Source organism: Mesorhizobium sp. ORS 3428 (genome assembly GCF_001854785.1).
GTDB lineage: Bacteria > Pseudomonadota > Alphaproteobacteria > Rhizobiales > Rhizobiaceae > Mesorhizobium.
The window spans coordinates 1-11,244 of record NZ_MDFL01000006.1 but is presented as its reverse complement, the minus strand read 5'-3'; the positions used below and the strand labels follow the sequence as shown (position 1 = coordinate 11,244).

Sequence of the window (11,244 nt, the reverse complement as noted above, 5' to 3'; positions counted from 1 at the left end):
CCGCCGACGGCGCCGATCAGGGTCGTTGGCGGCAGCACGGCGCGGATCGCGGCTATGCCGCCGGCGCCGAGCGCGCTCGCCGGAAAGAATTTCAGCGCCGAGGCGCCGAGCCTGATCGCCTGGAAGGCTTCGGTGGGCGTGAAGACGCCGGGCATCGTCACCATGCCGTAATGCATTGCGCGGCCCATGACCTCGGCGTCGATATTGGGGCTGACCAGCAACCGGCCGCCGGCCTTGTGCAAGGCATCGACATCGGCCGCCGTCAGCACCGTGCCGGCGCCGACCAGCGCAGTCTTAGAAAGCGCCTCGACAATGCTGGCAATGGAGGCGAAGGGTTCCGGCGAGTTGAGCGGCACCTCGATCGCCTCGATGCCGGCATCATGCACCGCCTGGGCGATCGCCACCGCTTCGCCCGGCTTCAGTCCGCGCAGGATGGCGACGAGGCCGCGCTTGAGCTTCGGGAAAGGTGCCGTCTCGGTCATTCAAGCGCCTCCGATCATGCCGTTCTCGCGCGCYGCCTCGACAAGGCCGGCGCGCACCGCTTCATCCGCATCGACGATCCGAAAGGCAAGAGCGGCGAAGCCCAGAGCCGCGCCGTAAAGATCAGCCAGCGCGCCGGAAGCGATCAGTACCACTGGGGCTTCGCTGACCCCGTACCGACGTTTCGCGGAGGCAATCTCGCCGCCGATCAAGAGCCCCGACAGGCAGGCGGCCGCCTCGTCGGATTTCAAATCCTGCAGCAACCCGGCGGCGCGGATCGCAAACAGTTTCGAGGTGACGTCGCCGCCCTCGCCCAGCGCCTGCTCGCACCATTGACGGAAGAACGGATCCTCGGCAGCGACCGGCGCCGGATGCTCGCCCAGCGAATGCTTCAGGATCGAATGCGTGGCCAGCACGGAAAACAATTCGCCCGTCGGCCAGGTGCCGAAGCCGGCGACCGCGCCGTCCTCGACCGCGACCCATTTCGAATGCGTGCCCGGCATGCAGACGAGATGGCGACCCTTTGCCGGCAAACCGGCGCCGGCGAGCTGCGTTTCCTCGCCACGCATGACGTCCGGCGCATCGGCGAGGCGCTGGGCGAGGCCCGGAACGATACGGATGTCGCGGCGCTCGCCCGCTATGCGGGCAGCCTCGCCAAGGATGGCGCCGATCGGCGCCGGCACGGTGACATAAGGTGCCTCCACCCAGCCCTGGCGGGAACCCGCCATGCCGCAGATGATGACGGGCAAGTCCTCCGGCGCGCTCATGGCGGCGAGATGAGCTTCCAGCACGTTGGCGAAGCCTTTTTCGCGCGCAGTGATCAGGCCGTCGTCGCCGCGCCGCTCGGCAAGCACCTTGCCGGCGCTGTCGATGAGCCAGGCACGGAGCCTTGTCGTGCCCCAGTCGAGCGCGGCGACCGCTGGCGCGCCGCTCACAGGACGCCTCCGTCGACGATCAGCATCTGCGCCGTCAGCATGCGCGAGGCGTCCGACGCCAGGAAGAGCACGGTGCCGACAATGTCGTCTGGCTGCATGACTTGCCTGATGCACTGCTTGGCGACATGGGCCGCAAGCGTTTCTTCGGTGACCCAGAGCTGCCGCTGGCGCTCGGTGATCACCCAGCCGGGCGCGATCGCGTTGACGCGGATGCCGTCGGCGCCCAGCTTGCCGGCAAGACCCTTGGTGAGGCCGAGGATTCCGGCCTTGGCGGCGGTATAGGCCGGCAGGTCGGGATGATTGATGAGATAGGAGGTGGAGCTGAAGTTGATGATCGAGCCGCCGCCGGCGCGCTTCATGCCCGGCGCCACCGCCTGCGCGGTGAAGAAATGCGGGCGCAGGTTGACGGCGAGGTTGTTGTCCCAGAACTCGACCGTGACGTCCTTCACCTCATGACGGTCGTCGAGGGCCGCGTTGTTGACGAGCGCCGTGACATCGCCATGTGCTTCCGCCGCCTTCGCCACCGCGGCGCGCAGCGCCTCGACGTCGCGCAGGTCGGTCTTGAGGTAGAGCGGGCGCCGCCCGAGCTCGTTTCCCAGGCGGTCGGCCAGCGCCGTGCTCGGACCGTCGGCGATGTCGATGAAGGCGACCTTRGYGCCTTGCCGCATAAAGCCTTCGGTCAGCGCCGCGCCGATGCCGGAACCGCCGCCGGTGATCAGCACCGAGGCGCCTTCGAGGTCGGCGAAACGCGCCGATGGCATCATGATCTCTTTCTCCCTTGGCCGGCGCGCATCCTAGCCAGACAATGCGCGCGGGCAAGGGAGAAACGTCAGTTTCCCGGCCTAATGTCTGACAAATGATCGGGGCATTGCCAAGGCGGCGCGGGCCGCCCGGTCAGATCGCCCTGGCGTACAGCGCGCCGCGATAGGAATCGCGCAGATAGCCGAGCGTGGCGTCGGCATCGGCCGGCTTGCCGAACAGGTAGCCCTGTCCGCCGGCACARCCGAACTGGACGAGGCGGTCGGCCTGCGCTTCATCCTCGATACCTTCGGCCACCACGTCCATGCCGAGCCCCTCGCACATGGCGAGGATGGCGCGGATGATGTGCTCCGACGGCCGGTCGTCGAGGATGGAAGAAACAAAGGCGCGGTCGATCTTCAGCTTGTCGAAATGGAATTCGCGCAGGCGTCCGAGCGAGGACTGGCCGGTGCCGAAATCGTCGAGCGAGACGCGGATGCCGACCCGGCGCAGGTCCTCCACGATCTTCTCGGCCGAAGCCGGATCGGTCATCAGGCCGGTCTCGGTGATCTCGATCTCCAGCCGGCGCGGATCGAAGCCGGTGCGGTCGAGGATCGCGAGAATGTGCAGGCCGGTGTTCTGGTCGACGAGCTGGGACGGCGACAGGTTGAAGGCCAGGAACAAATCCTTCGGCCAGCTGCGGGCAGCCTCGGTCGCCTTGCGCAGGACGAGTTGCGACAGCGGGCCGATGATGCCGCGCTCCTCGGCGATCGGGATGAAGACGCTCGGCGGCACCATGCCGAGATCGCGGTCGCTCCAGCGGGCCAAGGCCTCGAAGCCGATGGTGYGGCGGGTGTTGAGATCGACGATCGGCTGGAAATGCGGCTCGACCTCGCCGGCGGAGACGGCGCGGCGCAGCGCCTGCTCGATGCGGGTGACGCGCTTGGCGGCCTCCTCCATCTCGCGGGTGTAGACGACGACGCGGCCGCGGCCCGAACGCTTCGCGTGGTAGAGCGCGGTCTCCGCCTTGTTGATGAGGATCTCTGTGGTCTCGTCGCCGAAGTAGAACAGCGAGCAGCCGACGGAGGCGGACAATCTGGCGGTGCGCTCGCCGACATCATAGGGCGCCGACAGGATCTCGATCAGCATGCGCGACTTCTCGGCCGCCTGCTCCTCGCTGAACACCATCGGGTAGAGGAAGGCGAACTCGTCGGCACCGATGCGGCAAACGGTGGAATAGCCGTCCATCGAGGCGCGCAGGCGCATCGCCACCTGGATCAGGATGTCGTCACCGGCCTTGTGGCCGAACAGGTCGTTGATCGGCTTGAAGCCGTCGAGGTCGAGGATGCCGATGGTGAAGGGCACCGGATCGTCTGCACGGTCGCTGATCAGGCGATCGACCTTGTCAAAGAAGCGACGGTGGTTGCCAAGTCCGGTCAGCGGATCGGTAAAGGCCAGATCCGTGTTCTCCCTGCCTGGCTGCCCTGTGCCAAACGTCGTTTGCATCATGTCCCTGTTCTGATGGCGGGTATTTTCCGCCAGACTGGCAGCAAAGCGTTTAGGAAAAGTATCGGAAAATCGATTTTCTGATCATCCGGAGCGGACCGCGATCCGACTCTCTTTCGCAATTCCGGACGGAAAACCGCTGCGCACTTTTCCTGGAATTGCTTTTTAGCCGGCTTGCCTGACGCGATAGAGCTCAATCGGGCTGGTTTGGGTCTCGGCGACCGGCTCGAGCCAGTCCGGCACACTGCCCCGCATCAGGCCGGCGAGAAAGCCCTGCGGCGCCTTTTCCGCCAGCATCCGGCTTTCGCTGTTGCCGCGGCAGACCGCGACGAGGCCGACATGATGCGCTTGCGCGATCCGCCGCGCCTCGTCGGCCGAGCCGAGGAAGGCGTCCAACGCCATAAGGTTGCCGGCTACATTGCGGTGATAGGGTCCGGCAAAGACGCGATGCCCGGTGTAGGCGAGGACCGGCGAGCCGAGATTGGAGATGACCAGGACGGTGGTGGCGGGCATGCGGCCGAGCGGCGCGAAGGTGGCCTTCTTCTCGCAAGCCTCGTCCGCGCCGCTTTCCTCGGTGGGAATGGTCTGCTTTTCAAGCACTACTGAGGTGGCTGCCGCGGCGCCAGTCCAGACCGGATTGACCGACACCAGCCAGACGGCAGCCAGCCGCAGCGCCACGCCGGCGGAAGAACTGGTCTCGGCACGTGTGCGCCATTTCGCGATCCAGGCGGAGAGCGGAACCACGGCAAAGGCGACCGAGAATGTCGTGCCGCGAACCTGCCAGACGCCGACGATGAACGCGACGACAAGCAGCGCGCCGACCAGGCTGTCCTGTCGGCGCCAGCCGCCCCGGCCCAGGCGCAGCGCCATCAGAATGAGCGCCACCGCCGGTGTCGCGTAACGCGCCGCCACGCGGGAAGGGTCCTGTGCAAGGAGCGTAAAGAGCGATTGCGCCTCGTCGATATGATCGAGCCACAGCTCCTTCAGCCGTGGATCGAGATCGGCATAGGGCGCCGCCAAGCATTGCGGGAACAGCACCACGGCGACCACGCCGAGCGCGACGGCAAGCAGCCCGAGCGAGAGCAGACGCCGCTGCGCGCTGCGAGAGGCGGCGTCGATCGAGGCGATTGCCGAGAGCCCAACACCGGCTATGGCGGCGACGACGAACTGCACCGTGGAGAAGGCATCGCATTGCGCCTCGCCCCAGGCGGACGCCGGAATGGTGGCCAGGAAGACAAGCGCCGAGACACCGGCAAAGCCGAGGCCGAAATCCCGGGCGGTCTCGCGCTCGCCGCTTCCGTCGACAACGAATAGCAGGGAAACGCAAACCCCAATGGTGGCGACATAGGGCGCGGTTTCCATGCCGATGGCAAGCGTCAGCGCGGCGCAGAGGCCGGAAAACAGCGCCGCCGTCCGATGGACCGGCGCCTCGAGCAGCAATGCCAGGCTCGCCATGGTGAGCAACAGCTGGGCATTGTGATGGTCGAGCGCGGCGGGCGAATAGATCCCAAGGAAATGGAAGGCGGCGCCGCCGACAACGATCGCCGGCAGCATCGCGCTCTCGCCGGCGAATATGCGCACGGCGCGGATGGTGAAGAACAGGGTGAAGCAGAAAAGCAGCGCCGGCCAAAGCACCTGAGCGATGTCTTCGGCCAGGGGGACGGTGCCCGTCAGCGCCGAGGCGGCGAGGATGATGGCGGCGATCGGAGCGTCGATCAGCCTGGACCAGTGCATGACGAAGCCGCCCTCCGGACCCATCCTGTACTGATGCAGGTCGAACCAGCCCTGGCCGGCAAGCAGGTCGCGAACCTCGACCAGCCGCAGCAGATTGTCATTGTCGCCGCCGCCATCGGCCAGTTCGCTGAAGCCCATCCAGGCGTTGACGGCGAGCGCGAACAGAGCAGCCAGCAGCGCCAGCATGAGATCGGACTTCCAGGTGGCGGCGCCGTCCTTGGCTGTGCGCATCGTCGAGGCCTTTTGGAGATCGGGGGCTTAAACCTAGCCTTAACGGCTTCAATAAATAGTAAAGCGGCCTGGAGACACCGGCATTTGGGCCGGCATTGGCGCGGCCGGAGGGCCGGGCCAGGCATCCGGAGACAGACATGCCGCACGAAGTCCGCAACGAGCCGGCGATCGCCGTGCTGCTGCCCTGCTACAATGAGGAACTGACGATCGGCGAGGTCGTGCGGCGCTTCCGCGAAACGCTGCCTTCCGCGTCTGTCTATGTCTACGACAACAATTCCAGGGACCTTACCGCGCTCAGGGCCCGCGCGGCCGGCGCCATCGTCGTGCGCGAGCCGCGCCAGGGCAAGGGCAATGTCGTGCGCCGCATGTTCGCCGACATCGACGCCGACATCTATGTGATGGCCGACGGCGACGGCACCTATGCGCCGGAAGACGCGCCGCAGCTGATCAACATCCTGCTCACCGAGCGCTCGGACATGGTGGTGGGCACCAGGCGCGGCGTGAGAGACGATGCCGGCCGCCACGGCCACGCCTTGGGCAACCGCATCTTCAATCGGCTCTACAAGGGCCTGTTCGGGGCGGATTTCACCGATATCTTTTCCGGCTACCGGGTGTTTTCGCGGCGCTTCGTCAAGAGCTTTCCGGCGGTTTCCGGCGGCTTCGAGATCGAGACCGAAATGTCGGTCCACGCCTCGCAACTCAAGCTGCCGGTAAATGAGATGGCGCTCGACTACGGCCGCCGCCCGGAAGGCTCCTCGTCGAAGCTGTCGACCTTCCGCGACGGCGCCAGGATCCTTTGGATGTTCGCAATGCTGGTGAAGGAAACGCAGCCGCTGCGCTTCTTCAGCACCTTCGCCCTGTTCTTCCTCTCGGCGAGCGTCGGATTGATGATCCCGGTGCTGGTCGAATATGCCGAGACCGGGCTTGTGCCCCGAATGCCGACCTGGGTGCTGTCGGTCGGCATGCTGCTGCTCTCCATGCTGTCGGCGGTGACGGGATTGATCCTCGATTCGGTGTCGCRCGGCCGCRCCGAACAGAAGCGCATCTTCTATCTTTCGATCCCGTCCGGCCGCATCGAGCGCCGCGCCGACGTCAACGGGCAGGTGCCCCCGAAGAGCGAGCCGGGCAAGGCCTCGCGGGCGGCCTGATGGGTCGCCTTGCCCGCTTTGTGCTTGCCGGCGGCATCGGTTTCGTCGCCGATGCGGCGGCGCTTTGGCTGCTGCTCTCCGTCACGCCGCTTGGGCCTTTGATCGCACRCATGCTGTCGATCGGCTTCGCGCTCTGCGTCACCTGGCAGATCAACCGCCACCTTACCTTTTCGCCTTCGAGCCGGGRCATCGCCCAGGAGGGCGCGCGCTATGGCGGCGTCGGCATCGCCACCAGCATCGTCAATTATCTCGTCTACTGCGCTACTCTCTTCGCACTACCCACGCTGCCGCCGCTCGCAGCGCTGGCCTTCGCCTCGGTCGTCGCCATGGCGCTTTCCTTCCTCGGCTATTCGAGGCTGGTCTTCGACCGATAGCCTGTGGCCGATTGGCAGAAGCCTCCGAGTTCCTTATATCGGCGACGAAGCCCCTCCGGAGACCGCAGATGCCGCTGAAAATCGCCGTCCAGATGGACCATGTCTCCACCGTGTCGATCGCCGGCGACACGACCTTCGCGCTGTCGCTGGAGGCGCAGCGGCGCGGCCACAAGCTCTTCCACTACACGCCCGACCGGCYGTCCATGCTGGGCGRCAAGGTGTTCGCACGCGTCGAGGAGATGYAGGTGCGCGATGAGAAGGGCAGCCACTATTCGCTCGGCGAAYCGGTGCGCACCGACCTCTCCGAGATGGACGTGGTGCWGCTCAGGCAGGATCCGCCCTTCGACATGAACTATATCACCACCACGCATATACTGGAGCGCATCCACCCGAAGACGCTGGTGGTCAACGACCCGGCCTGGGTGCRCAACAGCCCGGAAAAGATCTTCGTCACCGAATTCCCCGACCTGATGCCRGAAACGCTGATCACCAAGGATCCGCGAGAAGTTGCCGCCTTCCGCAAGGAGTTCGGCGACATCATCGTCAAGCCGCTCTACGGCAATGRCGGCGCCGGCATCTTCCATCTGCTGGAGGCCGACCGGAACCTTCCCTCGCTGCTCGAAATGTTCGGCCAGCTTTTCCGCGAGCCCTATATCGTGCAGCGTTACCTGAAGGACGTGCGCAAGGGCGACAAGCGCATCATCCTGATCKATGGCGAGGCGGTCGGCGCCATCAACCGCGTGCCGGCCGAGCACGATTCCCGCTCCAACATGCATGTCGGCGGCCGCGCCGAGAAGACCGAACTGACGGAGCGCGAGCGCGAGATCTGCGCCCRCATCGGCCCTGCCTTGCGAGAACGCGGCTTCATCCTCGTCGGCATCGACGTGATCGGCGACTATATGACCGAGATCAACGTCACCTCGCCGACCGGCATCCGCGAGGTGCAACGTTTTGGCGGCGCCGATATTGCGGGACTTTTCTGGGACTGCGTTGAGGGGAAGAGGAAGTAATTTCGTCTCCGGCATTRGTTCGCCGGCTAGCCCGAGCAGCAATGTTCCCGTAATGTTCTTGCCTAAGCCGCAAATCTGTGGTTGTCTAGCCTGACTTCGCTCGCCGCTTGGTCGCAAAGCCGCGCGAGCCGCATCGGGGGCTTGAGACAATGGTGGCGCGGGTTCGCACGGTGGCTTTCCAGGGCATCGAGGCCGTGCCCGTCGATGTCCAGGTGATGGTAGCACCTGGCAAGGTCGGCATGCAGATCGTCGGGCTGCTGGACAAGGCGGTGGCCGAGAGCCGCGAGCGCGTGCAGGCCGCGCTGCATGCATCGGGCCTGTCGATGCCGTCGAAGAAGGTGACGGTGAACCTCGCGCCGGCCGATCTCCCCAAGGAAGGCAGCCATTACGACCTGCCGATCGCGCTCGGCCTGATGGCAGCACTTGGCGCCACTCCGGGCGACATGCTGGCCGGCTATGTGGTGCTCGGCGAATTGTCGCTCGACGGCACCATCGCGGCTGTTGCCGGCGCGCTGCCGGCGGCGATCGGCGCCAATGCGGAAGGGAAAGGCCTGATCTGTCCGTTCGCCTGCGGGCCGGAAGCCGCCTGGGCCGGCAAGGATTTCGATATTCTGGCGCCGCGCAGCCTGGTCGCGATTGCCAACCACTTTCGTGGCACGCAGGTGCTGTCGCGGCCCGAAGCCGGCATCCAGGTTTCGGCGCGCGACCTGCCGGACCTCGCGGACATCAAGGGCCAGGAAAGCGCCAAGCGGGCGCTGGAAGTGGCGGCGGCCGGCGGCCACAACCTCTTGATGGTCGGCCCGCCCGGCTCCGGCAAGTCGATGCTGGCGCAGCGGCTGCCCTCGATCCTGCCGCCGCTGGCGCCGAAGGAACTGCTCGAAGTCTCGATGATCGCGTCCGTTGCGGGCGAGCTCGGCGAAGGCAAGCTCACCGACCGCCGGCCATTCCGCGCGCCGCATCATTCGGCCTCGATGGCGGCGATGGTGGGCGGCGGCTTAAGGGCACGGCCGGGCGAGGTTTCGCTCGCCCATCACGGCGTGCTGTTCCTCGACGAATTCCCGGAATTCTCGCCGCAGACGCTCGATGCGCTGCGCCAGCCGCTGGAGACCGGCGACTGCGTGATCGCCCGCGCCAACCACCGCGTCACCTATCCGGCGCGCATCCAGCTGGTGGCGGCGATGAATCCTTGCCGCTGCGGCATGTCGGGCGAGCCGGGCTATCGCTGCCTGCGCGGGGAGCGCTGCCGCACCGAGTACCAAGCGCGCATCTCCGGCCCGCTGCTCGACCGCATCGATCTCAGGATCGAAGTGCCGGCGGTTTCGGCAAGCGACCTGATCCGGCCCGACCGGGCGGAGACGAGTGCGGCGGTGGCGCAGCGCGTGGCCCGGGCGCGGGCCATGCAGCGCGAGCGGCTGGAGAGACTGGGCGCCACCAGCGCCGGCACCAACGCGCATTGTCCGCCCGCGATCATCGAGGAGATCGCCAAGCCCGACACCGCCGGGCTGACGCTGCTCAAGGATGCCAGCGAAAAACTCGGCTTCTCGGCGCGGGCCTATCACCGCGTGCTGAAAGTGGCGCGGACGCTTGCCGACCTCGACGCCAGCGAAACCGTCGGCCGGATCCACCTCGCCGAGGCGATCTCCTACCGGATGAGCGCGGAGCGCATGGCGCAGGCGGCGTAACGTCCCTGGCGCGGATTTCCGGCGCTACCCTGCCCGGTCCTTCGCCTTCAGCTCCAGCCTGCGCGCATGCAGCACCGGCTCGGTGTAGCCGTTGGGCTGAACGGCGCCTTTGAATACCAGGTCGCAGGCGGCCTGGAAGGCGATCGACTTGTCGAAATCCGGCGCCATCGGCCGGTAGAACGGGTCGCCGACATTCTGGCGGTCGACGATCGCCGCCATGCGCTGCAGCGAATCCCGGACCTGGATCTCCGAACACACCTTGTGGCGCAGCCAGTTGGCGATGTGCTGCGAGGAGATGCGCAGCGTGGATGGGCTGTCGCAGATCGGACGACTGCGAGACGTCCCTTTAGAGCGTTCGGGCCTTCGAAGCGTTCAGGAAAGATCGGAGTGTCGCGAAATTCGGACTCGCGCGACACCCAGGCTCAGGCATTTATCGCGGCGGTTGGAGCGCCGCGGGCCTTCAGCTCAATGGCCGACCCGATACACGCGCCCGGTCTGCACGCCTTCAATGCTGCGTCTGTAGGCCATTGCGACACGCGTTCCCGAGACGCTTTCATAACCGGGRAAGAACGGACCAAAGCGGTCCATCGATTCCGTTAGCATCGTCGGGCTGACCGCATTGATGCGGATGCCTCTGGAGAAATCGCAGGCGGCGGCACGCACGAACCCCTCGATCCCGGCATTGGAGCTTGCGGCATTGGAGCCTTGCGCAATCGGATCATCGACAGCGATGCCGGAGGTCAGCGTGATCGACCCTCCGTCCGCAAGGTAATGCTGACCAACCAGCGCAACACGCACCTGACTGAGCAGCTTATGCTGCAAGCCTTTGTGGAACTCGGCCGCCGTCATTTTTTCGATCGGCGCCAGGATGACATTGCCTGCGGCTACAATGATGGCRTCAACTCGTCCGATTTTCCTGAACAGCGCATCCACGCTCTCATCATCGGCGATGTCGACCTGGTGATCACCCTGGGTGCGACCGACACGAATGATGTCGTGCCTGCCATCGYGCGCAAGCTCTTCCACCACGAAGCGACYGACATCGCCACTGGYGCCGATTACAACGATCCTCATAGAATATTCCTTTTCAAATTTCAGGCTGAAGCGTCGCTACTATTCACCGAACCATTGCGGTGATAAATGCGCCACRACTTCGTTGTTTGCGAACTGGTGGTTAGCAATATGGATAGATTACGGGCCATGGAAACCTTCGTTGCCGTCGTGGAAGGAGGCAACTTCACCGAGGCTGCGCAGCRGCTCGAAATGTCGGCCGTCATGGTWGGAAAATATGTGCGCCAGCTTGAAGACAGCCTCGGCGCGCGCTTGCTTGAGCGCACCACACGACGCCAGGGACTGACGGATGCCGGTCGCGTTTATTACGAAGATTCAAAGCGCGCGCTCGAATA

General features: G+C 65.6%; 11 protein-coding genes and 1 pseudogene. 5 read left to right on the top strand and 7 right to left on the bottom strand.

Features of this window, described 5'->3' with window-relative positions; translation table 11 throughout:
- The 5 genes from ORS3428_RS03605 to ORS3428_RS03585 all read right to left on the bottom strand — a co-directional run.
- A partial coding sequence (locus ORS3428_RS03605) for a 2-dehydro-3-deoxy-6-phosphogalactonate aldolase (protein ID WP_071094647.1) occupies window positions 1–482 on the bottom strand: 482 nt, incomplete at its 3' end.
- Complete coding sequence (locus ORS3428_RS03600) at window positions 483–1,415, bottom strand: 2-dehydro-3-deoxygalactonokinase (protein WP_071094645.1); 933 nt, start codon at window positions 1,413–1,415, stop codon at window positions 483–485.
- Window positions 1,412–2,179, bottom strand: coding sequence for an SDR family NAD(P)-dependent oxidoreductase (locus ORS3428_RS03595; protein WP_071094642.1), 768 nt, complete (start codon window positions 2,177–2,179; stop codon window positions 1,412–1,414). The genes ORS3428_RS03600 and ORS3428_RS03595 overlap by 4 nt, the downstream gene beginning before the upstream one ends.
- A gap of 130 nt (window positions 2,180–2,309) precedes the next feature.
- The gene (locus ORS3428_RS03590; RefSeq protein WP_071094655.1) at window positions 2,310–3,659 is read right to left on the bottom strand and encodes a putative bifunctional diguanylate cyclase/phosphodiesterase; all 1,350 of its coding nucleotides are present in this window, start codon (window positions 3,657–3,659) and stop codon (window positions 2,310–2,312) included.
- 165 nt (window positions 3,660–3,824) lie between these two features.
- Window positions 3,825–5,624 carry a polysaccharide biosynthesis protein GtrA gene (locus tag ORS3428_RS03585; protein ID WP_071094639.1) on the bottom strand — a complete coding sequence of 600 codons (1,800 nt, stop codon included), beginning with the start codon at window positions 5,622–5,624 and terminating at the stop codon, window positions 3,825–3,827.
- A gap of 137 nt (window positions 5,625–5,761) precedes the next feature.
- Here ORS3428_RS03585 and ORS3428_RS03580 point away from each other — a divergent pair, with 137 nt between their 5' ends.
- From ORS3428_RS03580 to ORS3428_RS03565, 4 genes are all read left to right on the top strand, one after another.
- Window positions 5,762–6,772, top strand: a complete 1,011-nt coding sequence (locus ORS3428_RS03580; RefSeq protein ID WP_071094652.1) for a glycosyltransferase — start codon at window positions 5,762–5,764, stop codon at window positions 6,770–6,772.
- Window positions 6,772–7,146 (top strand): GtrA family protein, encoded by a 375-nt coding sequence (locus ORS3428_RS03575; protein ID WP_071094637.1) that lies wholly within the window; start codon window positions 6,772–6,774, stop codon window positions 7,144–7,146. Before ORS3428_RS03580 ends, ORS3428_RS03575 begins: the two co-directional genes overlap by 1 nt.
- Before the next feature lie 68 nt (window positions 7,147–7,214).
- Window positions 7,215–8,156, top strand: a complete 942-nt coding sequence (gshB, locus tag ORS3428_RS03570; RefSeq protein ID WP_071094635.1) for a glutathione synthase — start codon at window positions 7,215–7,217, stop codon at window positions 8,154–8,156.
- 149 nt (window positions 8,157–8,305) lie between these two features.
- Complete coding sequence (locus ORS3428_RS03565) at window positions 8,306–9,838, top strand: YifB family Mg chelatase-like AAA ATPase (protein WP_071094649.1); 1,533 nt, start codon at window positions 8,306–8,308, stop codon at window positions 9,836–9,838.
- Window positions 9,839–9,862: 24 nt separating this feature from the next.
- Here the strand turns inward: ORS3428_RS03565 and ORS3428_RS03560 are convergent.
- Both ORS3428_RS03560 and ORS3428_RS03555 read right to left on the bottom strand, forming a co-directional pair.
- A pseudogene (locus ORS3428_RS03560) lies at window positions 9,863–10,147 on the bottom strand (malate synthase G); the annotation flags it as partial.
- A 156-nt stretch (window positions 10,148–10,303) separates the two neighbouring features.
- Entirely contained in the window at window positions 10,304–10,912 is a 609-nt protein-coding gene (locus ORS3428_RS03555) for a short chain dehydrogenase (protein ID WP_071094631.1), read from the bottom strand.
- Between the two features lie 126 nt (window positions 10,913–11,038).
- Between ORS3428_RS03555 and ORS3428_RS03550 the strand changes: the two genes are divergently transcribed.
- The coding region (locus ORS3428_RS03550) for a LysR family transcriptional regulator (protein WP_274534779.1) at window positions 11,039–11,244 on the top strand (206 nt) is incomplete at its 3' end.

What these genes read in the sequence shown, in the direction of transcription:
- ORS3428_RS03585 (WP_071094639.1), bottom strand. Translation starts at nt 5,624, where the DNA reads ATGCGCACAGCCAAGGACGGCGCCGCCACCTGGAAGTCCGATCTCATG.
- ORS3428_RS03565 (WP_071094649.1), top strand. Translation starts at nt 8,306, where the DNA reads ATGGTGGCGCGGGTTCGCACGGTGGCTTTCCAGGGCATCGAGGCCGTG.